The organism is Sphingobium rhizovicinum (genome assembly GCF_042647625.1).
GTDB classification, from domain to species: domain Bacteria; phylum Pseudomonadota; class Alphaproteobacteria; order Sphingomonadales; family Sphingomonadaceae; genus Sphingobium; species Sphingobium rhizovicinum.
Window position 1 is genome coordinate 596,696 of sequence record NZ_JBHRVU010000005.1, and the last position, 24,609, is coordinate 621,304.

17 protein-coding genes, 2 pseudogenes and 1 other annotated feature are annotated in these 24,609 nt (G+C 63.5%); of the genes and pseudogenes, 9 read left to right on the forward strand and 10 right to left on the reverse strand.

What is annotated here, in order from left to right; all coding sequences use genetic code 11:
- Positions 1-120: 120 nt before the first annotated feature.
- Positions 121-915, reverse strand: coding sequence for an IclR family transcriptional regulator domain-containing protein (locus ACFOKF_RS21395; RefSeq protein WP_380798577.1), 795 nt, complete (start codon positions 913-915; stop codon positions 121-123).
- A 164-nt stretch (positions 916-1,079) separates the two neighbouring features.
- On the opposite strand from ACFOKF_RS21395, the gene ACFOKF_RS21400 reads away from it, so the two are divergent.
- The 9 genes from ACFOKF_RS21400 to ACFOKF_RS21440 all read left to right on the forward strand — a co-directional run bounded on the left by ACFOKF_RS21400 (position 1,080) and on the right by ACFOKF_RS21440 (position 10,871).
- Complete coding sequence (locus ACFOKF_RS21400) at positions 1,080-2,273, forward strand: FAD-dependent oxidoreductase (protein ID WP_380798578.1); 1,194 nt, start codon at positions 1,080-1,082, stop codon at positions 2,271-2,273.
- Positions 2,270-3,058 carry a maleate cis-trans isomerase family protein gene (locus tag ACFOKF_RS21405; protein WP_380798579.1) on the forward strand — a complete coding sequence of 263 codons (789 nt, stop codon included), beginning with the start codon at positions 2,270-2,272 and terminating at the stop codon, positions 3,056-3,058. The genes ACFOKF_RS21400 and ACFOKF_RS21405 overlap by 4 nt, the downstream gene beginning before the upstream one ends.
- A gap of 13 nt (positions 3,059-3,071) precedes the next feature.
- A complete protein-coding gene (locus tag ACFOKF_RS21410) occupies positions 3,072-3,980 on the forward strand; it encodes a hydroxymethylglutaryl-CoA lyase (protein WP_380798580.1) in 909 nt (302 codons plus the stop codon).
- 6 nt (positions 3,981-3,986) lie between these two features.
- Complete coding sequence (locus tag ACFOKF_RS21415) at positions 3,987-5,183, forward strand: CaiB/BaiF CoA transferase family protein (RefSeq protein WP_380798581.1); 1,197 nt, start codon at positions 3,987-3,989, stop codon at positions 5,181-5,183.
- A gap of 25 nt (positions 5,184-5,208) precedes the next feature.
- Positions 5,209-6,615 (forward strand): 3-isopropylmalate dehydratase large subunit, encoded by a 1,407-nt coding sequence (leuC, locus tag ACFOKF_RS21420; RefSeq protein WP_380798583.1) that lies wholly within the window; start codon positions 5,209-5,211, stop codon positions 6,613-6,615.
- The gene (gene leuD, locus ACFOKF_RS21425; protein ID WP_380798584.1) at positions 6,615-7,202 is read left to right on the forward strand and encodes a 3-isopropylmalate dehydratase small subunit; all 588 of its coding nucleotides are present in this window, start codon (positions 6,615-6,617) and stop codon (positions 7,200-7,202) included. The genes leuC and leuD overlap by 1 nt, the downstream gene beginning before the upstream one ends.
- 15 nt (positions 7,203-7,217) lie before the next feature.
- Positions 7,218-8,918, forward strand: coding sequence for a thiamine pyrophosphate-binding protein (locus ACFOKF_RS21430; RefSeq protein WP_380798585.1), 1,701 nt, complete (start codon positions 7,218-7,220; stop codon positions 8,916-8,918).
- Between the two features lie 27 nt (positions 8,919-8,945).
- Positions 8,946-9,512 (forward strand): cysteine hydrolase family protein, encoded by a 567-nt coding sequence (locus ACFOKF_RS21435; RefSeq protein ID WP_380798586.1) that lies wholly within the window; start codon positions 8,946-8,948, stop codon positions 9,510-9,512.
- Positions 9,513-9,845: 333 nt separating this feature from the next.
- Complete coding sequence (locus ACFOKF_RS21440; protein WP_380795869.1) at positions 9,846-10,871, forward strand: IS110 family transposase; 1,026 nt, start codon at positions 9,846-9,848, stop codon at positions 10,869-10,871.
- Between the two features lie 255 nt (positions 10,872-11,126).
- Here the strand turns inward: ACFOKF_RS21440 and ACFOKF_RS21445 are convergent.
- The 9 genes and pseudogenes from ACFOKF_RS21445 to ACFOKF_RS21485 all read right to left on the reverse strand — a co-directional run.
- Positions 11,127-12,301: pseudogene (locus ACFOKF_RS21445) on the reverse strand (IS3 family transposase); the annotation flags it as partial.
- Positions 12,302-12,361: 60 nt separating this feature from the next.
- Positions 12,362-13,520 (reverse strand): annotated as a pseudogene (locus ACFOKF_RS21450) (IS3 family transposase).
- Positions 13,177-13,293 (reverse strand) — a sequence feature (AL1L pseudoknot). (Overlaps the previous pseudogene by 117 nt.)
- A 311-nt stretch (positions 13,521-13,831) precedes the next feature.
- Positions 13,832-14,215, reverse strand: coding sequence for a c-type cytochrome (locus ACFOKF_RS21455; protein WP_380798587.1), 384 nt, complete (start codon positions 14,213-14,215; stop codon positions 13,832-13,834).
- Between the two features lie 237 nt (positions 14,216-14,452).
- Positions 14,453-15,829 carry a sigma-54-dependent transcriptional regulator gene (locus ACFOKF_RS21460; RefSeq protein ID WP_380798588.1) on the reverse strand — a complete coding sequence of 459 codons (1,377 nt, stop codon included), beginning with the start codon at positions 15,827-15,829 and terminating at the stop codon, positions 14,453-14,455.
- Positions 15,826-17,616, reverse strand: a complete 1,791-nt coding sequence (locus ACFOKF_RS21465; protein WP_380798589.1) for a sensor histidine kinase — start codon at positions 17,614-17,616, stop codon at positions 15,826-15,828. The genes ACFOKF_RS21460 and ACFOKF_RS21465 overlap by 4 nt, the downstream gene beginning before the upstream one ends.
- Before the next feature lie 178 nt (positions 17,617-17,794).
- Complete coding sequence (locus ACFOKF_RS21470) at positions 17,795-19,141, reverse strand: PQQ-dependent sugar dehydrogenase (protein WP_380798590.1); 1,347 nt, start codon at positions 19,139-19,141, stop codon at positions 17,795-17,797.
- Positions 19,142-19,202: 61 nt separating this feature from the next.
- Positions 19,203-21,101 carry a hypothetical protein gene (locus ACFOKF_RS21475; RefSeq protein WP_380798591.1) on the reverse strand — a complete coding sequence of 633 codons (1,899 nt, stop codon included), beginning with the start codon at positions 21,099-21,101 and terminating at the stop codon, positions 19,203-19,205.
- 44 nt (positions 21,102-21,145) lie between these two features.
- Positions 21,146-22,819, reverse strand: a complete 1,674-nt coding sequence (locus ACFOKF_RS21480) for a gamma-glutamyltransferase family protein (protein ID WP_380798592.1) — start codon at positions 22,817-22,819, stop codon at positions 21,146-21,148.
- Positions 22,820-23,171: 352 nt separating this feature from the next.
- Positions 23,172-24,587, reverse strand: coding sequence for an amidohydrolase family protein (locus ACFOKF_RS21485; protein ID WP_380798593.1), 1,416 nt, complete (start codon positions 24,585-24,587; stop codon positions 23,172-23,174).
- Positions 24,588-24,609 lie beyond the last annotated feature (22 nt).

Genomic DNA, 24,609 nt, shown 5'->3' on the forward strand with positions numbered 1-24,609 from the left:
TCTGCTCCGCCAGCCGCGCGGCCGCCGGGGGCCGCAAGTCGATGACGGCAGGACTAATGGCGCGGGCCAGGGTCACAATGGCGACGCATCGCCCGTTCGCCTGGCGAAGAAATTAGGCGGTCACGCCGCCGTCTGGATAAGGTCGCGGCTGATGGCGGCCGCCGTGTCCCGTAGCGGCGGCAACAGGCGCTGAATCGCATCGGTCATCGACATGGCGCTGGAAAAGAAGATCAGCGCCAGCGACCCGACCAGCCTGTCCCCTTCGAACAAGGGGACGGCGATGGACGATGTCTTGCCCGGATTGGCGGAATAATGGTTGCGCGCGACCGCCGCATAGCCCTGTTCACGAATCTTGCGCACTGCGTCCCCACTTTCGAAATCGCGCAGTGTCAGCGAATCGATCCCCTGCCCGCTGGTGCGATATTGCTTCAGCAATTCGGCCTGCTCATCCGCCGGCGCATAAGCGAAATAGGCGCGCCCCGATGCCGATGGCAGCAAGGGCACCTGCCAGCCGGGGTAATAATTATTGAAGGTCAGCGATGTAATGGTGCTGGTGGAATCGCGCACAACCATGGCCTGCCCGACGCGTGTCGCCAGGCTGATCGGCCAGTCGAACTGCTGGGTCAGGCGCATGATATGCGGTCGGGCCGTTACGACCAGCCGGTCATGATTCTGGAACCCGCAGGACAGCGTCTGCACCAGAGCCGTCGGGCGATAGCGTTTGCGCGCCGGTTCCTGTTCGATCAGCCCTTCATCAATCAGCGTCTTGATAATGCGCGTGGCGGTGGGATGCGGGATCGCCGCACTATGGGCAATCTCCGTCAGGGTCAGGCCGCTGCCGCGATTGATCGCCTGCAAAACCGCGATACAGCGGGCGATCGCCCTGATCGAGTGATCCTTTTCTTTCACGGGCATCGCATCGTTGTTCATGCAGCGAAGATTTCGTCCAACGCATCCTCCTGTCAAGCAGTCGGCGACCCTGTTCGTTCGCCTGGCGATGATTTGGCGGCTGCGCGGTTCGCCCCCCGCCCGCCCTGATGCAATGCGGATCGGTCAGTTCTTCGAACAATGAGGAAGCAATGCGCAAAGTAGAGGCCCTCGTCGTGGGCGCCGGACCCGTGGGCACGATCGCGGCGTCGCGGCTCGCGGCGATGAACATCGATGTCATGCTGTGCGAAGCGCAATCCTCCTGCGCGCATGATCTGCGCGCCTCCACCTTCCATGCCTCGACGCTGGAGATGCTGGACGAAATCGACGCAGCCGCGCCCCTGATCGATCGGGGCCTGAAAGCCCCCGTCTATCATATGCGCGACCGCCAGAGCGGCGCCGTGATCGATTTCGACCTTGCCGAGATTGCGGACCGGGCGCGCTTCCCCTTCCGCCTGCAATGCGAACAATTTCACATGGCCAATCTGCTGGCGCAGCGGATGATCGACGATCCCAAAATCGACATGCGGTTCAACGCGCGGCTGGTGGATGCCCGCGAAACCGCCGACGGCGTGATCGCGACGATCGAGGACAATGGCGTCCTGACGGAAGTCTTCACCAAATTCCTGATCGGCGCGGACGGATCGCGATCGGTCGTGCGCGAGAAGATGGGCGTCGCGTTCGAAGGCTTCACCTATGAGGAAAAATTCGTCAGCCTGTCGACCGCGCTGCCGATCGAGGACCATGTCCCCAATCTGTCCTATGTAAACTATATCTCCGATCCCGACGAATGGCTGGTGCTGTTGCGCGTGCCGACGCTGTGGCGCGTGCTGGTTCCGGCCGACGGCGCCCTGACGAACGAGGAACTGATTTCCGACGCCAACGCGGCCAAGGTTTTCAGCCGCATCGTCGGCAACATCCCCGTCGTCACTGAACATCGCACCATCTATCGCGTGCACCAGCGGGTAGCGGAGCGCTTCGTCAAGGGACGGATGCTGCTGATCGGCGACGCCGCGCACCTCAACAATCCGCTGGGCGGCTTCGGCATGAACAGCGGCATTCATGACGCCTGGAACCTGACCGAGAAGCTCTACGCCATCTTGCGGCAGGATGGGGACAAAGCGCTGCTCGACCGTTTCGACCGGCAGCGGCGCACCGTGACCCGCAACTTCATTCAGGCCCAGACGATCGAGAATATGGCCTTCATGGAGCAGGGCGCGGGCGAAGCCAGCCGGTTGCGGCGCGAGCGCATGGCGCAAATCCACGCCGACCCGGACCTGCGCCGCGATCATCTGCTCAAGCAGGCCATGTTCAAGAGTCTCGAAGAAGCGGAGAGCATCGCATGACCATCGAAACCCCTGTCCGTGAAGCCCCTGTCCGTCGCAGCGCCGATGCGCTTGGCCCGCGCATGAAGTTCGGCGTGCTTGGCCCGTCGACCAACACGATCGTCCAGCCCGACTTCGACGATTTGCGCCCCCATGGCGTCACCAACCATTATAGCCGCATCGTCGTCGACAATGCCAAGGCGGTGTCGAACGAGACCTTCATGGCCGGCGCCTGGGAAATCAGCCATAACACGATCGATGCGGTGCATGGCGTGCTGACCTGTCAGCCCGATTATCTGGTCATGGGCATGTCCGCCGTCACCTTCTTCGGCGGGGCCGAAGGCGGCCGCAAATGGCGCGAGAATGTGGAAGAGGTTTCGGGCCTCAAAGTGTCGACTGGCTCGGAAGCCACGGCAGCCGCGCTGGCCGCCTATGGCGGGGTGAAGAAAATCGCCTTCCTGTCCCCCTATTTCCCGACCGCCAACGCCGAAGTGCGCAATTTCCTGTCCGACTATGGCTATGAAACGGTGCGCGACATTCCGCTACAATGCCCGTCCTGGATCGCCATCGCCGAACAGACGCCCGAACGCATCCGCGACACGATGAAGCAGCTGGACGGCGACGATGTCGATGCGATCATTCAGGTCGGCACCAACCTGTCGGCAATCCGGCTGGCGGCGGCCGCCGAATTGTGGCTGGGCAAGCCGGTGATCGCGATCAACACCGCGACCTACTGGCATGCGCTGCGGGTCAATGGCATCCATGACAAAGTGCATGGCTATGGGCGGCTGATGGCCGAATATTGACGGGAGAGGCGGTGTGAAAAGCATCGAACTGGTCGAGGTCGGCCCGCGCGACGGGCTTCAGAATGAAAGCCTGATCGTGTCGACCGCCGACAAGGTCGCGCTGATCGAACGCGCCGTCGCCGCCGGCATCCGCCGGATCGAGGTAGCCAGCTTCGCCAATCCACGCCGCGTACCGCAAATGGCCGATGCCGAAGCGGTGATCGCAGCCCTGCCCGACTGGGCGGATGTGACCAGCATCGGGCTGGTGATGAACGTTCGCGGTGCCGAACGCGCGCTGGCCACCAAGGTCGGCCAATTGGGGGCCGTCTGCATCACGACCGACAGCTTCGCAATGCGCAATCAAGGGCAGACCAGCGCCGAATCCATGCAGGTGGCGCAGCATATCCTGTCCCTTGCGCAGGCGGCCGGACGCAGCGCGCAGGTGACGATCGGAGCCGCCTTCGGCTGTCCGTTCGAAGGCCATGTCTCGGCCGACCGGGTCGTCGCGATGGCGGTGGAGCTGGCAAAGGCTGGCCCCTGCGAAATCGCGCTGGCCGACACGATCGGGGTCGCGGTGCCGGCCGAAGTGACCGCGCTGGTCGGTCGGGTGCGGGATGCGGTTCCGGGCATGCCGATCCGCTGTCATTTTCACAATACGCGCAACACTGGCCTCGCCAATGTCTGGTCCGCTGTGGAGGCAGGCGCGGCGACGATCGATGCGTCGCTGGGCGGTCTGGGCGGTTGCCCGTTCGCGCCGGGCGCCGCCGGCAATGTGCCGACCGAGGATGTGCAATATCTGTTGGAGCGTTCGGGCGTGGCGACCGGCGTCCAGCTCGATACGCTGATCGCCGCAAACCGCTGGTTCACCGATGTCATGGGCAAGCCTCTGCCATCGATGGTCAGCCGCGCCGGCCCCTTCCCCGCCGCTCAACAGAGGGATTGACAGGAGATGGACTTGGAAAACACCGGCGCGCTTGCGGGCATCCGCGTGATCGAACTGGGCCAGCTGATCGCAGGCCCCTTTTGCGGCCAGTTGCTGGGCGATATGGGTGCGGAGGTCATCAAGGTCGAACCGCCCAGGCAGGGCGATCCGATGCGCAACTGGGGCCATGGCGACGCCAAGCTGTGGTGGGAGGTCGTGGCCCGCAACAAGAAATCGGTGTCGGCCAATCTGCGCGTGCCCGAAGGTCAGGACATCGTCCGCAAGCTGGCGGCCACGGCCGACATAGTGATCGAGAATTTCAAGCCCGGCACGATGGAGAAATGGGGCCTTGGCCCTGACGATCTGCACGCGATCAACCCGCGTCTGATCATCGTGCGGGTGTCAGGCTATGGCCAGACCGGCCCCTATTCGTCACGCGCCGGCTTTGGCGGCATTGGCGAGGCGATGGGCGGATGGCGCTATATCGTGGGCGATCCCGACCGGGCGCCCAGCCGGATGGGCGTGTCGATCGGCGACAGTCTGGCCGCGACCTATGGCTGCATGGGCGCGCTGGCCGCGCTCCATGCCCGCGAACGCACGGGCCGGGGTCAGGTGGTCGACAGCGCGCTGTATGAAGCCGTGTTGCAGGTGATGGAAAGCCTGGTTCCCGAATATGTGGTTCAGGGCCATGTCCGCACCCGATCCGGCTCCATTCTGGAAGGGATCGCGCCATCCAACGTCTATCCGACCAGCGATGGCGAATATCTGATCGGCGCCAATCAGGATGCGATCTTCGGCCGACTGTGCAAGGCGATGGGCCGCCCCGAACTGGCTGGCGACGAACGCTATGCCACGCATGTCGCGCGCGGCAGGCACCAGACCGAACTGGACGACCTGATCGCCGACTGGACCCGCACGCTGACCGTCGACGAACTGGAAGCGTTGATGATCGAGCACAGCATTCCTGCCGGCAAAATCTATCGCGCCGCCGACATGCTGGAAGATCCCCACTTCGCCGCGCGCGAGGCTCTGGTCGAAATGGACAGTCCGCGCTGGGGCAAGTTCAGGATGCAGAACAGCTTCCCCAAATTGTCCGACACGCCCGGCAGCATCCGCAGCCTCGCCCCGGCAGAGATCGGCCAGCACAATGCCGAAATCTATGGCGCGCTGCTGGGTCTGGATCAGGCCGAAATCGACCGATTATCCGCCGCTGGCGTGATCTGACCCTCATTTTTCCGAAAGACCCGCAATGTCCGCACGCACGCTTTACGACAAGATCTGGGACGATCATGTCATCGCCGTTCAGGATGACGGCACCTGCCTGATCGGCATCGACCGCCACCTGATCCATGAAGTGTCCACGCCGCAAGCCTTTGAGGGATTGCGCGCTGCCGGCCGCAGGCTGCGCCGCCCGGATCTGACGTTGGCCATGCCCGACCATAATGTCCCCACCAGTGATCGCGATGCGCCGATCGCTGATCCGCAATCAGCGTTGCAATTGCAGGTGCTGGCGGAAAATTGCCGCGATTTCGGCATCGAATATTATGAAATGACCGCGCCCGAACAGGGGATCGTCCATGTCGTCGGCCCCGAACAGGGCTTCACCCTGCCCGGCGTCACGCTGGTCTGCGGCGACAGCCATACATCGACCCATGGAGCGCTGGGCGCGCTGGCCTTCGGCATCGGCACGTCGGAGATCGAAACGGTCTTCGCGACCCAGGCGCTGCTGCTGCGTAAATCGCGCAACATGGCGGTGCGGGTGAACGGCGCGCTGGCGCTGGGCGTCACGTCGAAGGATGTGGCGCTTCATCTGATCGGCCTGATCGGAACCGCCGGCGGCACCGGCCATGTGATCGAATTCATGGGATCGACGATCGACGCCATGTCGATCGAGGCGCGCATGACACTGTGCAACATGGCGATCGAGGCTGGCGCCCGCGCCGGGCTGGTGGCCCCCGACGACAAGACATTCGCCTATGTGCAGGGCCGCCCCCGCGCACCGCAAGGCCCAGCATGGGATGACGCCATGGCATGGTGGGAGACGCTGAAGAGCGATGCCGACGCCCTTTTCGACAGGCTGGTGGAGATCGACGCGGCCGATATTGCGCCGACGGTGACATGGGGCACCAGTCCAGAGGACAGCGCGCCCATTGACGGCGCGGTGCCCGCCATCGACACCGATCCCGCAAAGGCCGCCGCGATGCGCAAGGCGCTCGACTATATGGCGCTGCAACCGGGCACGCCGATGCAGGAGATCGCCATCGATCAGGTCTTCATCGGCAGTTGCACCAACAGCCGGATCGAGGATCTGCGCGACGCCGCAGCCGTGCTGCGCGGCCGCAAGGTCGCAGCGAGCATCCGGCGGGCGATGGTGGTGCCGGGATCGGGACTGGTCAAGCGTCAGGCCGAAGCCGAAGGGCTGGACCGCATCTTCATCGACGCGGGCTTTGAATGGCGCGAGCCGGGCTGCTCCATGTGCCTTAGCATGAACCCGGACAAGGTGCCGGCGGGCGAGCGCTGCGCCTCCACCAGCAACCGCAATTTCGTGGGGCGTCAGGGGCCGGGCGCACGCACGCATCTGGTTTCGCCGCCCATGGCCGCTGCGGCTGCCGTGACCGGGCGTCTGACCGACATTCGCAAGATGGAGATCGCCTGATGCGCGCCTTTCGCTCCGTAACCGGCATCGCCATCCCTTTTGGCGCGAAGAATGTCGATACCGACATCATCATTCCGTCGCGCTGGCTGAAGGTCATCACCCGCTCCGGCCTTGGGCAGGGGGCGTTCGAGCAGTTGCGTCAGGACCCGGCCAATATTTTCGACCAGCCCCGTTACCGGGATGCGCCGATCCTGATCGCGGGCGAGAATTTCGGCTGCGGCTCCAGTCGCGAACATGCGCCATGGGCATTGCTCGACATGGGTGTGCGCGCCGTGATCGCGCCCAGCTTCGCCGACATCTTCTCCGGCAACAGCGCGAAGAACGGCCTTGCGCTCATCGTCCTGCCACAGGCGGCGATCGATCGGCTGATGACAGTGGCGCAGACCGGATCGGTGACGGTCGATCTGACGGGCAATGTTGTGACCTCCGACGCCGGGGACCTGTTCCCCTTCAGCATGGACCCGTTCCGCCGCCATTGCCTGCTGGAAGGGCTGGACGAAATCGGCCTGATCGAACGGCGCGAAGCGGACATCGCCGCCTATGAGACGCGCCTGCACAATGAACGCGCCTGGGTTGGCGCACTATAGAGGGACAAGAAAGCCATGACCGCGACCGGACAGGACATAAGCGGCGCAGCGCTGCTGGCGAAGGCAATCCATGCCAGCGGCGCACGAACCCTGTTCGCGCTGGCAGGCGCCACCCACGCGCCCATGCTCATGGCATTCGAGGATCTGGGCGGTCGCATCATCGGCGGTCGGCATGAAAGCGGCACGGTCGGCGCGGCGGACGGCTATGCCCGGCGAACCGGGCGCATCGGCTTTGCCTGCATCATCGCCGAACAAGGCATGCAAAATGCGCTGACCGCCATCATGACCGCCGCCCAGTCGGAAAGTCCGATCGTGATTCTGGCGACGCGCTTTCCCGACAGCTGGATCGAGCCGGCGGTCGCCTATAGCGTCGACCGACATGAGCTGACGGCGCCCTTCATCAAGTTCAGCCGCACCGTGCCGTCTGCCGATCGGCTGGGCGAATATTTCGCCGCCGCGTGCAAGGCCGCGACGGAGGGCGTGCCCGGCCCGGCGCTGCTGGTGTTGCCGATGGACATGATGACGCAGACTGTGCCGGATGTGCTTTTGCCATCACAGCCTCCCCTGCCTCTCCCGCCCGCCCGCGACGCGCAGGTGGCGGAGGCCGCAGCGCTGATCGGCAGCGCGCAAAGGCCGATCATCGTCACTGATGTCGGCGCGGCGCGCGGTGGGTGCGAAGTCGGCCTCAATCGGCTCGCCGCAATGGGCATTCCGGTGCTGGGGAATAGTCTGGGCCGGGGCATCGTGCCGGAGGTTGCGCCGCTGGGCTATCCCTGGCCCTATGCGCAGAAGGCCGCGCCGCTTGCCGATCTGGTGATCGTGGTCGGCGCGAAAATGTCGATGTGGTTTGGCTATGGCAAGCCGCCGCGGTTCGGCGAAAATGCGCGCTTCATCCACATTGACGACAATCCCGCCGCGATCGGACGCAATGTGGCGGTGGACCTGCCCATTGTCGCCCATATGGGCGATAGCCTGACCCTGATTGCCGACGCATTGGAACAGCAGGACTTCACACGCGACGCGCAGTGGATCGAAGACGCCTTGTCCGCACGCAAGGCGAGAGTTGACGGCTTCTGCTTGGATGACGGTGCCCCCCTGCATCAGATCGAAATCGGCGCAGCATTGGATGCGCTGCTTCCAGTGGATCGCATTCTTATAGGCGACGGCGCTGACATATTGAATTTCACCTTCGCACGCATGCGGTTGCACGGGCCGCGCAGCTATGCCGATCATCTGCCGCTGGGGGCGATGGGATCGGGCTTTCCGATCGCTATCGGCATGGCGGCGGCCGAAGCGGAACGGGCGGAAGCGGACGGTGACTTGGCCGCGCCGACCCTATGCGTCACCGGCGACGGATCGATCGGCTTCTTCCTGGCCGAACTGGACACGATGCGGCGCGCCGCCCTGCCCCTGATCGTTCTCGTCAGCAACGACGGCAAATGGGGCACGGAATATCATGGGCAGGCCATTGCCTATGGACGCACCGTCAATACCGACCTGGGCCTGTCCGACTATGCCGGGGTTGCTCGCGCCTTTGGCTGTTCCGCCTGGGTGGTGGACGACCGGGACGGCCTGCATGCCGCCATCACCGCTGCGCGCGATAGCCACGGCCCGGCCCTGATCGATGTGCGGATCGATCCAATGGGCGGCAAGGTGCGCAAAGAAGACCCGCTGCTTGGCATGATCCTGTTCGAGGATATTGCCAGAAAGCATTGATCGACGGGCCGAATTATCGGAGTTGCCATGTCCAGCCTCTATATCGTCATCGACCTTATCCACGATTTGCTGGCGCATGAGCCGATGAAGGAACAGATTGCACGCCGCCACATTTTGGAAAATGGTGCGCTTGTCCTGGCAAAGGCGCGGGCGGCGGGCGTGCCGGTTGCCTATGTCCGGGTCGCCTTCACAGGCGATTTTGCCGAAGCGCCGACGGCGTCTCCGCTATTTTCCAGTTTCAAGGGCAGCGGATTGTTGCGCCTGGGATCATCGGGCGTCGCCGTGCATCCCGCGATCGCGCCCCTTCCGGCTGATATCGACATCGTCAAACATGGCGTCAGTCCATTCATCGGCACCCGTCTGGATGCGGAAATCGCACGGCTGGGCGTGACGCAGCTTTATATATCTGGAATTTCCACCACGCTCGCCGTGAGCAGCGCGGTTCGGGAGGGACATGACAGAGGACTAGCCATCACCCTAATCGAAGATACGTGCGCAGCGCATGACGATACGGATCATGCATCGGAAATCAGAATATTATCGCAACTTTGTACGATCAGATCAGCGTCTGAAACGACTTTCGTTTCGCTTTGATCGGATTATGGGAGGCATTGCATCATCCATATCTCTTATGATCGACCATCCCTATTTATTTAGAGGCTGTGTCAGAACGCTGACGTAACGGTGGACAGCCAAGTTTCGATATGATTCCGAGGGGTTGCGACACCAACCTTGGAAGCCATTATGTGGAACCCGACCGCCCGCGCGCATCATAGCCGCGCACAGCTTCGCTATGGAAGCGATCTTACCGATGTGATCTGCCCCCACCGAGTGGACCGATTGGTTTGTTAGTGATGGGGTGGACGCCCCCCGACGGCATCGATGTGCCACAGTGGAGGTGTTGAACACCACTTGAGGGAGGCGTCCGTGTCGGAAGTTACCATAATCGGGTTGGATATCGCCAAGCATGTTTTTCAGGCGCATGGGGTAGATGCGTCAGGCCATGCGATTTTGCGTAAGAAGATTACGCGTTCGAAGTTGCTGCCGTTCTTTGCCGTTCATCCGCCTTGCCTCATTGTGTTGGAGGCATGTGGCGGAGCCCATCACTGGGCGCGCGAGTTGCTCAAGCTCGGTCACGAAGTGCGGTTGATCGCTCCGGCCTATGTGAAGCCCTTTGTGAGGCGGCAGAAGAACGACGCGGCCGATGCCGAGGCGATCTGCGAGGCAGCACAGCGTCCCAACATGCGGTTCGTACCGGTGAAAACTGAGGAACAGCAGGCAGCTGCGATGGTGTTCCGGGGGCGAGATCTGCTGGTCCGCCAACGCACCCAGATTAGCAACGCCCTGCGCGGGCACATGGCAGAATATGGTTGGATCGCGCCCAAGGGCTTGGCGCATCTGGAAAAGCTCAGGGCGCTGCTCTCCGATCAAACGGCAGTGCCTGAAGGGGTGCGGTCTGTGTGCGTGGTTTTGCTCGATACTCTGGCTAAGCTCGACCGGCAAATTGCCCTGCTCGACAAGGAGATCGTGCGACGCTCTCGGGAGGATACGGTCACGCGCCGCCTGATGACGATCCCTGGCATCGGACCGATCACCGCAACGGCGATCACCGCACTTGCGCCGCCGTTAGGAACGTTCGCCAAGGGGCGTGACTTCGCTGCCTGGGTCGGCCTTACCCCTCGTCAGCACTCAACGGGTGGTAAACAGAAGTTGGGATCTATCTCGAAGATGGGCGAGCGCACGCTACGTCGATTGCTGATTAACGGCAGTAGCGCGGTGGTGCTCCAAGCGAGCAAACGAGGCCCGGCGAAGGGATCGTGGATCGAGCAGATGCTGGCCCGCAAACCACGTATGCTGGTGACGGTCGCGCTGGCCAATAAGACGGCACGGATCGTCTGGGCGCTGATGATGAAGGATGAAGTTTACAAAGCTCCGGTCGCAGCGACGGCGTAAGCCAAGGCGGGCCAGAGGTCGTCGGAACGTAGTCGGTCGAAGGAGGGTATGGCACAACAGTCGGCGAGACGGGGTCGGAAGAACCAGGTTAATCCACCGTGCTTCATCAGCACGCGTTAGTGATGTGGTTCCGGTCCGCGAACTCCCATACGGGCCCGCAGCTATCATCGCTGCATCAGAGAGGCCGGACAGATGGCAGCATCCGACTACGTGCCTACCTCCAAATACCACTTGCGTTAATCGGGGCATCCACAGATGTATTAAGCTCATCGCCGCCATATCCGGACGGAGGTGGAGCGAAGCGGAACCGGAGGCCGGATATGGCGGTGTCGCCGTTTCTGGTGCTGGTGGCCGATAGCCAAGACTGCTGTGCGGGCGGACGGTGTTGTAATGCAGCCGCCAGGCTTCGATCAGCACCCTGGCCTCGGCGAGGCTGTAGAAGATTTCACCATTGAGCAGTTCGTCGCGCAGCGACCCATTGAAGCTTTCATTATAGCCATTCTCCCATGGCGATCCCGGCGCGATGTAGAGCGTCTTCACGCCGATCTGCCGCAGCCATTGCTGGACGGCATTGGCGATAAATTCGGCGCCATTATCTGACCGTATATGTGCAGGCGGGCCGCGCGAGATGAACAGGTCCGCCAAGGCCGCCAGCACATCCTCATGCTTGAGCTGTCGCGCAACGATAAGCGCCAGACATTCCCTGCTGGCCTCGTCGATGATCGTCAGGATGCGGAACTTGCGGCCGTCATGCGTGCGCCCCTCGACGAAGTCGTAGGCCCACACATGCCCAGGATACTCAGGCCGTAGGCGGATGCATGATCCGTCGTTGAGCCATAGACGCCCGCGTTTGGGCTGGCGCTGCGGCACCTTGAGCCCTTCGCGCCGCCATATCCGCTCGACCCGTTTATGGTTCACCGTCCACCCCGCATGGCACAGCAACGCCGTGACCCGGCGGTAGCCGTAACGACCATATTGCTTTGCCAAGGCGATGATGTCCTCCGTCAGCGCCTGTTCGTCATCCGCCCCACGCGGCACTTTACGCTGTGTCGATCGATGCTGCCCCAGAACCCGGCATATCCGTCGCTCGGATAGCCGGACTGGCAGATCCCGTCGTATATGATCGATGCAGCGCCGTCGCCGCGCGGGGCTCAGAAGTTTCCCCGTGCAGCTTCCTGCAATATCAACTTGTCCAGCGTCAGGTCCGAGATCGCCCGGCGCAGCCGTTGGTTTTCCTTCTCCAGATCCTTCATCCGCCGTGCCTGGTCGGTCTTCAGCCCGCCATATTCCTTGCGCCAGCGATAATAGGTCTGCTCGCTGACCCCGATCCGACGGCAGGCTTCGGCGGTCGAAGCCCCCTGCGCCAGCACGATCTCAACTTCACGCAGCTTGCCGATGATCTCTTCCGGCTTGTGCTTCTTGCTCGGCATTCAATGTCCCTTTCGCGGTCCAGACTATCATAGTCTCTGGGCCACTCAGCGGGGGGCAGATCAGTCGTCCAGCATGGCATGATATTGTGCTTCGGCTTCAGCAGGCGGGATGTTGCCGACAGGTTCGAGCAGGCGGCGGTTGTTGAACCAGTCCACCCATTCGAGTGTGGCATATTCCACGGCTTCAAAGGACCGCCATTGTCCTCGCCGATGTATCACCTCGGCCTTGTAAAGGCCGTTGATCGTCTCAGCCAAAGCATTGTCATAGCTGTCGCCGACGCTGCCAACCGATGGCTCGATCCCGGCTTCGGCAAGCCGCTCCGAGTATCGGATGGAGACATATTGGCTGCCGCGGTCGCTGTGGTGGACGAGGCCGCCACGTTGGACAGGGCGTCGTTCGTGGATAGCCTGTTCCAGTGGTCCAGCACGAAGCCGGCATGCGCAGTCCTGCTGACCCGCCAGCCCACAATGTAGCGAGCATAGACATCAATCACGAAGGCGACATAGACGAAGCCCGCCCACGTCGCGACTTAGGTGAAGTCCGACACCCAGAGCATGTTCGGCGCCGGTGCATGGAACTGCCGGTTCACATGATCGAGCGGGCACGGCGCAACCTTGTTGCTGATCGTGGTGCGCACGGGCTTGCCCCGGATCACCCCCTGTAAACCCAGATCGCGCATCAGGCGCGCGATAGTGCAACGGGCAACGGCAAAGCCCTCGCGGTTCATCTGCCGCCAGACTTTGCGCACGCCGTACACCCCGAAATTCTCGGCAAAGACCCGGACCACCTCTGGCGTCAGATCCTGATCGCGCCGGACACGATCTGACAGTCGCTCCGGATCACGTCGCTGTGCGACGCGCTCATGGTAGGTGGATGGGGCAATTGGCAGAACCCTGCAAATCGGCTCGACCCCATATTCCGCGCGATGCTCGTCTATGAAGGCTGTCATCGTTTGAACGGGCGGTCGAGCTCCGCCTGGGCAAAATATGCGCTCGCCTTGCGCAATATCTCGTTGGCCTGGCGCAGCTCGCGGTTCTCACGCTCCAGCGCCTTCAGCCGATCAGCCATCTCGGTAGGCACGCCAGCGCGCTTGCCGCTGTCCACCTCCGCCTTCTTTACCCACTCGTTCAGTGTGTGCGCCGAGCACCCGATCTTCTCGGCGATAGAAATCATCGCCGCCCAGCGAGAGGGATGATCCGCCTCGTGATCCAGCACCATGCGCACCGCCCGTGCGCGAACCTAAGGTGCAAACTTTTTCGTCGTTTTGCTCATATCGGCTCCACTTACTCAGAAGTTGGAGCCTCCGGCAAACCCGGCGCGGTTCAGTGACGACGTCGCCGGCACTCGCTTTTATGAAGGAAGGCTCGAACACCATCGTGCCTTCTTTACCGCTGTTCTTCATCTACACTTGGATTTCCTTGACTCCCGCCGAAGTAACCAAACCCAAGGACAGGAGGCAAGCGACATAGGCGAGCGTGCGATTGCTTGCGATCATTTTAGGTCAACTTTCCAAGATAATAATGCTCGGCTTAGCGCGGCTCTTTTGTCGGGCCGGCAACGGATACATGCTTGGGAATCGTCAGCGTGGCTTCCGACTTGGGGGTTGGCGCCGGAGCGGATGCATCGCCGGGCGGCGTCAGATTGCCCGAAAGATAGGCGACGATCGTTTGATACTGATCGTCCGTCAGGGTTGCGCCATAGCCTATCATCTGGCTGACCGTCTGCGACCATTCGTCGGGCGAGCGTGGCCGGGCGAGGATGACATCTGCGCCATGGCATTGCATGCAAGATTCCATGACCTGCGCCTTGCCCGGCGCATCGGGCAAAGTCGCTTCTTCGGCGACCACGGTCGTACCCGCAAGCCCGCAAAGAGCAAAGGCCGTTACTATCAACGCGGTTTGAAAAGACTTCATGCAACTCTCGATTTCTTATCCAAGTCGTGCGGTTAAACATGACCATTTGTAGAGCAACGACAGGGGAGAGAATAAGGGATTCCGCAGTCACCAAAGATTCTAAAAAATATGTATATAATCAATAATTTGGATATGTTTCCTGTATGCTATCAAGAGCTTTTTCTATGATGAGATGTGGAGAATTCGCTCTCCGAAGTGGGAAGCCGTGCGACAATCCGCATGATAACCTTTGTTCAGTCACCGACGCTCGATCAGACGCGGGAGAGCATTGTCCTTGCGATAGATTCTCGGTTCGATGCCATGGCGGGCCAATTTGTCGTACAGTGTCTTTCGCGGCAGGCCGAGCGCCTGCATCGTGGAGGCGATTTCCCCGCGCGAAGCTTCCAGCGCTTCACGAATCACCATAGCCTCAAAACGCTCGACGCGCTGAGTCAAGGATTCGCCTCCCTGTCCTGCCACCTCGCAGGACTTGCTGGTGTCCGACAGGCCCAGCACCGCTTCGAACGCAAAGTTACGCAGTTCCCGTACGTTGCCCGGCCAGTCATGTTCCAGCAGACGCCGGCGGACGAAGTCGTCCATGGTAAAGGTGGAAAGCCCCACCTGCCGTTTCGCCGCCTCGACGAAATAGGAGAAAAGCTGGGGAATATCCTCGCGGCGCTCGCGCAGCGGCGGCAGACGAAGGCGGACCACGTTCAGGCGGTAATAGAGGTCCTGCCGGAAGCGACCTCCGACAATGGCTTCGGTAAGGTCGGACTTGGTGGCCGCCACGACACGCAAGTCGATGGCGCGCGGTTCGGTCGCGCCGATCGGGAGCACCTCGCGTTCCTCCAACACCCGCAGCAACTTTGCCTGGACGCCGGGCCGGGTACTGTCGATCTCGTCGAGGAACAGGGTTCCGCCATGGGACGCCTCAATCCGCCCGATGCGGTCCAAGCGCGTGGTCGCGAGCGCGCTCTGCCCATGGCCGAACAGCTCGATTTCCGCAAGGCTGGCAGGCAGGGCACCACAATTGACCGGGATGAAGGGGCGCCCGCGGCGCGGCCCCTTCCGATGGAGCAACAGCGCCACCAGTTCCTTGCCGGTACCGGTTTCCCCTTCCACCAGCACGTCGATATCGGCGCGCGCAAGCTGGAGCGTGACGTCGCGGATTCGCGACATGGCGGCACTATCACCGATCAGAGGGCTGTCGCCTTCGTTCATCGCTGCCTTGAGCCGCCGGTTGTCGAGGACCAACCGCCGCATCTCCAACGCCCTGCGGATCGAGGTGACGAGGTGCTCACCGGCGAAGGGCTTGGTGAGGAAGTCGAACGCCCCGTCCCGCAGCGCATTCACTGCCATCGGCACGTCGGCGTGGCCGGTTATCAGGATGACGGGAATTTCCGGATCGATCGCACGGACACGGGCGAAAAGCTGCAGGCCGTCGATGCGCGGCATTCGGATGTCCGACACCAGGACGCCCGGGAAATTACGGTCCAGCACCGCCAGCGCGCCTTCGGCATCGGCTACCGCCTGCACGCTGATACTCGCCAGTTCGAGCAGTTGGACATTGGCCGCGCGCAACTGGGCGTCATCGTCAACGAAAAGGACCTGTTGCTCACCGTCAAAAAACGTCATGCCCGCCTCAAGCTCAGCCGGAAACCGGCGCCCCCCAATGTAGAGCGGACGAATTCGAGTTCGCCGCCAAATTCCCGTGCGATATCGCGGGCAATGCCTAGCCCCAGTCCAAGCCCGTCGCGACGCCCCGTGACGAAGGGCGTAAAAATCTTGTCTGCCAGATCCGTCGGAATGCCCGGACCATTGTCGGTCACGTCGACGATCACGCGCTCCTCCTCCTCGAATTCGATCGCGATGCGCATGCGCGGCTCGGCGCAGTCGTCCAGCGCTTCGAGGCCGTTCTGGATGAGGTTGATCAGCACCTGTTCCAACCTCACCCGGTCAGCCGCCACGCGGATAACTCCGCCCTTGCCGCGCCGTTCGAGCACGACCCCTTGCGAGCTTATCCGGTCGCGCATCAGCAACAGCGCGCCATCGATGGCGGCGGCCAGTTCCACCGCGCTGATCGTAGGCGTGCCGCGCCGGGCGAACGAACGCAGTTCGGCTGTGATCGTCCCGATCCTGTCGGTCAGATCAACGATCAGGTCCAAGTTGACGCGGACGCGATCGCGATGACCCCGATCCAGGAACTGGCCGGCATTGGCGGCAAAGGTCTGGATCGCGGCGACCGGCTGGTTGATCTCATGCGCGACCCCCGCCGTGATCTGACCGATCGAGGCCAGCCGGTTCGCCTGGGTCAGTTCCTCGCGCGCCGACCGCAGATTTTCGTCGGCGCGCTCGCGCTCTCGCGATTCCTGGATGAGCCGCCGGTTGACTTCGGTGAGTTCGGCCGTGCGCAGCGTCACCTCGCTCTCCAAGATACGCTGCGTCGTCACCTGCATCAGCGCCTTTTCACGGGCGCGCAGCATGATCGCCAGCACCAAGGCGACGAGGACGATGCCGGCCAAGATCGCGAGCCTCGCGTTCGCCGTCGCACTCTCCACCGCCGGGGCGAGTGGCTGGAGATATTTCAGTTCGCCGCCAGCCAGTGGCACCTCCACCGTCGCCACGCGATAGCTGACCTCCCCGCCCGGGATCTGGCGATGGACGGTCGCCCCTTCGAAAGCCAAATTGATCGGCGTGATCGGCGTCCGACCGAATTGAAGAGTACGCTTCGCAGCCGCAACCTTCTCGACGGGTACCCGCCGCAAGGCGTGGAAGCGCCATTCCGGCCGACTGGTGATCATCACTACGCCATCACCGTCCGTGACCAGGGTCGGCCCTGCCTGCCGCGCCCATCCCGCTTCAAGGGCGTCGAAATCCACCTTGACGACGATGACGCCCAGCGGACGGGCACCGCCGCCGATCCGACGGGAGATGTAGAGGCCGGGCCGGCGGCTGACCGTCCCAAGTGCGAACAGTTCCGACGAACCCGCCCTGAGCGCCTCCGCGAAATAGGGGCGAAACTGCCAGTCGTGGCCGACGAAACTGTCCCGCCGCCGCCAGTTACTGGCGGCGACCGTCTGCCCGTCCATGCGCATGACATAGATCACGGCGGCGTCGGTGCGGCTTGCCAGCAGTTCCAGCTTACCGTTCAGGCGCGCGATCACCTTGGATTCCTCCCGCTCCAGCACGGCGCTGACATCAGGATATTCGATCAGGACATGCGGCAGCAGGCGCAAGGTCTGAAGCCGACTTGCAAGCAACCCGGCATGGCTCCGGGCGACCTGCATGGCCGTAACATCAGTTTCTTCGACCGCCTGCCCATCGGCCCAGTGCATCGCTCCGAAAGAGAGGATGGTGATCAGGATGGCGCCCACGACCGTTGCCGTGGCGATGCGTCGATGCGGCCCCGAAAGGCGCCACATGGTCAAGCTGACCCAATGCATGACATTCGTAAAGCCATGCCTGGTAAACGCATGGCGTGCGGAAAACCGCACTCCACTCGTCGTCCCGCTTGCCTCCGTTGCCACATTCGACATAGCTAGTCAGCAGCCCGAATGATCATCATGCTCATTGCCCCGTCGCTTCCCCCCGATCGGCGCATCAGTCCGGCGACGCCTCTTTCGCTGCAGGATGCCCCCCCGCATCGGCCGTCGAGGATACCGCCGTCGGCGGCTCCAGCCGGAGCAACATGCCGTCAGTGTCCTCAGGGCCGCGCAGCCGGCCTTCGGTCAGCACATAGAGATAGCCGTCCGGCCCTTGGCGAATGTCGCGGAAACGCACGCCCAGTTCGTGCAGCATCGTGTCACCCTGGCGCACGAAATCGCCATTAATGATGACCTGCGCGATCATCTTCGTCGATGCCCCGGCGATCAGCAGGCTGCCCTTGAGGCGCGGAAACTTGTCACCGGTATAGAAGAGCATGTTTTCCGGGTTGAGCGCGGGACTCCAGAAGAACAGCGGATTGTCCATCCCCTCCCTGTACCAGGGCTGGTCGGACACCAGATGGCCCGAATAATGGCGACCGAAGGATACCAGCGGCCAACCATAATTATGGCCAGGAAGTATGCGATTGAGTTCGTCGCCGCCGGCGGGACCGAATTCTGCGGCCCACATCTTTCCCGTCTTGGGATCCCAGGCCATGCCGTAGGGGTTGCGGTGGCCATAGCTGTAGATTTCGCCTTTCGCCTTGGGATCCTTGACGAAGGGATTGTCCAGCGGAATGGAGCCGTCGTCGCGCACGCGCAGGATCTTGCCGATATGGCTGTCGAGCTTCTGCGCCTGCGGCCGGGCGCTGGACACGTCCTTGGCGGTCGTGCCGTCGCGGTCGCCCACGGCGATGTAGAGCATGCCGTCCGGGCCGAAGATCATCCGGCCGCCATAGGTGCCGAGCGGGCTTTCCCAGGCGTCGGTGACGAGAATGTCCTTCACCGCCGTCAGCCGCCCCTTCTCGAAGCGCGCCCGCGCGATCGCGAGCGTCGTGCCCTTCATCGGCTCGCCCTCCTTAGTGTAGGAGATGTAGAGCGTGCTGTTCTTGCCGAAGTCCGGGTGCAGAACGATGTCGTGCAGCCCGCCCAGGCCGACATTGTTGAGCGGCGGCAGGCCGGGCACGGGCGTCGGGTCCAACACGCCGTCGCGCACCAGCCGAAGGCGCCCCGGCCGTTCCGTGATAAGCATCGTGTGACCGTCGGGCAGGAACACCAGCCCGTCGGGATGCGACAGGCCCTCCGCCAGCTTGACGACCCGCATGCCCATGCCGCCCTCGCTCTTGAGCTGGACCGGCTTGTCCACGGCGGCGCCCGTCAGCGCGTTGGGCGGATAGTTGCGCGCGATCTGCGCCGGCGTCAGCGGCGACGTGACGCCGGGCGTATCGATCTCCTGCGCGAGTACGGCAGACGGCAACGTGGCCATGACGAGGGCCGCTAGGGCCAGATGGCATCTACGATTCATGGGGTACTCCGCAGGTATGGTATGATTGACGTGAGGCGCAGGCGGCGGTGCCGGGTCGGCGCTATTCGATGGCCATCGCCACCAGTTCGGCGGGATGGTCGACACCCCCGACGCCCACGACGATATATTGCTTGCCCTTGAACATGTACGAGACCGGCGGCGCCGTCGTGCCCGCACCCAGGTCGATTTCCCAGGCGACCTTGCCCGTCTTCTTGTCATAGGCGCGAAACATGTTGCCGCCGCTCAGTTTGGGAATGCTAAGGCCGACCATGTCGCCCTCCCCCAGGAACAGGAAGGATTTGGTCAGCAGCGGCGCAGCCCGACCGGCCTGGCCCAAGGGCGGCAGGTTCAGGTCCTTGAGCGCCGGATGATCGCGCGGGCCGTTGCCGTTGGGCACCATCCACAGATGATCGCCGCTGTTCATGTCGATCGCGGTGATCCGGCCATAGGGTGGCTTGACCATCGGCAGGCCCTGCGGCCCTTCCATGTACAGGCTCGATTCCGGTGGACGGCGGTAGTTGTCCCGGCCGATCCACGGCACGGTAACCGACGGAATGTAGATGACGCCCGTCAGCGGATCGAGCGCGGCGCCGGTCCAGTTGGCGCCGCCGACCCAGCCGGGCAGATAGAGCGTACCGAGCTTCCCTTCCGGGCCGCCGGCTGGCGAGGGCGGCGTGAACATGTCGCCATAATTATAGCGGCTGAGAATCTCGACCGCCTGGGCGCGCAGTTTCGGTGTGAAGTCGATCAGTTGATCCTCGCTCATGCCCTGCCGGTCGAAGGGGGCCGGCTTCTGCGGAATGGGCTGGGTCGGCGACGCTGTCTCGCCGGGCATGGCCGATGCAGGGACGGGGGTTTCCACGATCGGGAACAAAGGTTCGCCGGTCGCGCGATCGAAGGCGAAGACGTAGGCGGTCTTCGTCACCTGGATTGCCGCCTTGCGTAGCTTGCCATTGACCTTGATGTCCGCCAGCATCGGCGGTGTCGGCAGGTCATAGTCCCACAGGTCGTGATGGACCGTCTGGAAATGCCAGACCTTCCTGCCCGTCTTCACGTCCAGCGCGACCAGCGAGTCCGAATAGAGGTTGTTGCCGGGACGGGCCACGCCATAATAATCGTTGGTCGGCGCGCTGAGCGGGACATAGACATAGCCCAGTTGCTCGTCGCCGCTGAAGGCGGACCAGACCTTGGTCTTGCCGCCCTGGCGCCAGGATTCATTGTTCCAGCTTTCCGCACCCGGCTCGCCAGCCTGCGGCACGGTGTGGAAGGTCCATAGCGGCTTGCCGGTGCGGATGTCATAGCCGCGGATATAGCCGGGCAGCGACGCCTTGTTGATGTCCGCGATACCTGTCGCGATCTGCTGGCCGCCGATGACGATGACGTCGTTGACGACAATCGGCGAGGGCGAGCCCCAGGAGAACAGGGTCTTGGGACTATCGCGCAGATCGACGCGGCCCTTGTCACCGAAGTCCGGGATATAGGCGCCGGTTTTCGCATCCAGCACATACAGGTAGGCGCCGCGCACGGTGACGATGCGGGCGCCGTCCCCCTTGCCCCAGATGGCCAGGGCGCGGCTGGCATTGCCAGACGCTGCGGGCGGATCGCCCGCAAAGTCGGCCTGGCGCCAGATCACCTTGCCGCTGCCCGGATCGCGGGCTTCGACCATGCCGAGCTGGTTGCTGATGTACATCACGCCATCGACCACGATCGGCGCGTTGCGGAAGTTGTTGGACAGCATCAGCCTGGGATTGGCGGCCTTCAGCGCGGGATCGATCGCCGGCGCGCGCCAGGCGACCTTCACGCGCTTGATGGTGCGGGCGTTGATCTGGTCCAGGGGCGAATATTTGGTGTCGCCTATGTCCCCGCCGAAATGCGCCCAGTCCGCCGGCGGCGCGGCCTGTGCCGGCGCAGCGAGCATGGCAATCGCGAGGGCCAGGCCCATGGTCTTCAGCGGCTTCATATGGCCTTCCCCCTTATATACTGCATAACTTCCCGAAATGCCCCCTAGTAACCGACGGCATAGCCCATGCGGCGCGGGTCGGACCCGGCCGTGCGGGTGCCGTAGGGCGTCTGGAGCACCGCCTGGATGCTGCCGATCGCATAGGGACCGACAGCATCTACCTTGTGCCCCATGGCGCGCAGCGCCGCGATGGTTTCGGGCGGGAAGCGCGACTCCAGTTGCAGGGATGTCGCGGCGCCCGGCGTGTAGAAGCCAGGTTCCGCATCCACCGCCAGCCGCGGCGCCTCGATCGCGGCCTGGACGGGCATCTTGCGGTCGATGATGTTGATGAGATGCTGGAACTGGGTCTGGCCGATCGTCTCGCCGCCCGGCGTGCCGAACACCATGCGGAACTGCCCCTTGTCGAGCACGATCGTCGGGCAGTTGCCCAGCAGCGGGATGCGGCCGCCCTTCACGAAATTGGGGTGGTCACGATAGGGCGCCGTCGATCCGCTGCGCAGGCCGTTGTTGCACAGCAGCCCGGTGTCGCCCATCACGACGCAGGCGCCAAAGCCCCCGCCCAGCGTGGTGGTGACGCCCACCGCATTGCCTTCGCTGTCGGTGATCGACAGGTTCGTGGTGTCGCCCGGCACGCGCATCGCCGCGTTGGCGGCGCGCGGCGGCAGGCGCGATCCCCCGATGTCGGCGCCAGCCGGGAAAGCGATTGCGCGCGCCGGGTCGATCAGCCGGCGCCGCTGCTCGGCGAACTCCTTGGAGATCAGCGTGGCCACCGGGGTCGGGCTGGAGGCCGGGTCGGCCGCATAGCGATAGACGTCGGCCTTCGTGATCTTGATGCATTCGGCGATCAGGTGCAGCGCCTGCGGGCTGTCGGGCGGCATCGATCCGATATCGAAACCTTCCAGCAGGTTGAGCTGCTCACAGGTTTCCAGGCCCGTGCGCGACGTCAGCGGCGAGGAGATCACGTTCAACCCGCGATAGGTCGTCGCGACCGGATCGACCCATTTGGGCTTGTAGTCGCGCATGTCCGCCATGCGCAGCCAGCCGCCATTGGCCTGGGAGAAACGGTCCATCTCCTTCGCGACAGGGCCGGTGTAGAAATAGTCATAGGCCGCCATCAGCGCGCGGTCGCGGCTGGCGCCGCCCTTCAACGCGGCGGTTTCCGCGTCGGCCAGCGCCTGGAAGGTGCGGGCCAGCGGCAGGTTCTTGAACATCGATCGTGCCGGCGGCGGATTGCCGTCGGGCAGGAAGATCGCCGCCGTGGTCGGATATCTGGCCAGCGTCGCCTTTTGCCGGGCAATGATCTGGGCGATCGACGGGTCCAGGGGATGCCCGTCCCGCGCATAGCCGATCGCCGGTTCCAGCAGGGTCGCCAGCGGCAGCTTGCCATAGCGGCGCGCCAGTTCGATCCAGCCGCCGAAGGAGCCCGGCGTCACCACTGCCTTGGGACCGGCGGTCAGGTCCGCATTGCTGGCCGTATCATCCAAAAGGCGCGGCGCTGCGCCAGTAAAGGCCAGGGCCGTGACCTTGCCCGTCTTCGCTTCGAAGCAGGTGGCAAGGCCATTGCCTGCCGCGCTCGAAGCCCAGGGTTCGACGACGTTCAGCACCGCCATGACGGCGACGGCTGCATCCGCGGCGCTGCCGCCCTGCATCAACATGCGCAGGCCCGCCATCGATGCCAGCGGATGGCCGGCGGCGACCACACCATTGGGCCCAGGCACCTCGACCCGATGCTGCACGACCGTGGCTGCGCCCGTCCGGGGGCATCGGGCGCCTGCCGCCCTACCCCGGCCTGCGGTGCCGCAGGCTGTTGCGCCAGCGCCGGGCGCGCCGCCGCGGCCGACAGCACGGCGCCGGACAGGCCGCCCAGCAGAACCTTGCGCCGATCGATGTTGCTGCCCTGGGAAAGCGGGCTTTCACTGGAATCTGTCGTCATGGTCGCGACCTCGGCAGCTATGATTGGGGCATGGCGAAAAAGGTGCGTCGCGGATGAGCCCGCGACGCACAGGGGGCATCAGGTCGGCCCGGCCGCGATCCGATCGGGATGGCGGGCAACGGTGCCGGGATCATGGATCATTGCGGCATCGGGACCGTGGGCTTGCCGTCCTGCTTGTAGACGACGCCGCCCTTGATGACGGTCTGGACATAGGCCAGGTTGGTCAGGTTGTTGTAGACCGGGTCGCCCGGCACGACGATGATGTCGGCCAGCTTGCCCGGCTCGATCGTGCCGAGGTCCGGCTTGCTCATGATCCGCGCGTTGACGCGGGTGGTGTCATAAATGACCTGAAGCGGCGGCAGCCCTTCGTCGGCCAGCACCTTCATCTCGCGGATCAGGCCGTCGGAGTTGAAGTTCATCGGCGTGCCGCTGTCGGTCCCCACGCCCATCACGGCGGCGGATTCGATCCACTGCTTCACCTGCGGGCTGCGATATTTCACCTGCCGGTCGATATAGGTGAAATAGCCTTCCGCCTGCCAGTCCTTGAAAGACTTCTGCACGGCATCCCAGATGTCCGCCGGGAACAGCGCCTTCGCGGCGGGATCCTGCAGGCGCTCGGGGAAGGTAACGGTGTCGGGGTAGATCCAGCTGCGATGGGCGGCGGTCAGGACGACGGGCCGGCTGGCCTCGGCGATCCGCCGGACCAGCTCGGGCGAATAGGCCGGAACGCCGGCCGACCCCACATGCTGCAACACGTCCACGCCGGTTTCGAAGGCGTTGCGCACGGCCGCCTCGTCATAGACATGGGCGTGGACCTTGATCTTGTGGGCGTGGGCTGCCTTGACGATCGCGTCATAGTCTTCGCGGGTCAGCCCCGAATGCGCCTTGATGACATCGACGCCCATGGCATAGAGCCGGTCCACGACCGCCGCCGCTTCCTTGGGACTGGTGATGACCGCGGACGCTTCAGCCGGGAAACCATGAAACGCGGCGCGCGTGACGAGCGGCCCTGCCACCTGCAGGCGCGGCCCCGGAATCTCGCCCTTGTTGATGCGGTTGCGCACGCTGATGCTCTCGACCGGATTGCCGCCCAGGTCGATGGCGCCGGTGATGCCGGACATCAGCATCTGATAGGCCGACAATTCCATGATCTTCTCGATGGAATATTTCTTGCCGTCGGCCTTGAGCCATTTGAACCAGTCGGCCTCGTTGCCGTAACCGAGCATAAAGAGATGGGCATGCGCGTCGATCAGGCCGGGCATCATGGTCTGACCGCTGGTGTCGATGACGGTCGCGCCGGCGGGTATCTGGACTTCGCTCGCCGGTCCCACCTGCACGATGCGTTCGCCCCGGATGACGACGGTGGCATTGTGCAGCGGCGGGGCGCTCAGGCCGCTGACCAGCATCCCGCCGGTCAGCACCGTCGTCTTCTGCTCCTGGGCAAGGGCGGGCGTGCCGAACGCCACCGTGGCGAGCAACGCCATCTTGCCGATGACCCTCGCCGCTTTCTTCCGCATACCCCTGACGGCCTTTGCGCTTGCCTTGTCTTTCATGCCCTTGCCCCATTTCCTGCTG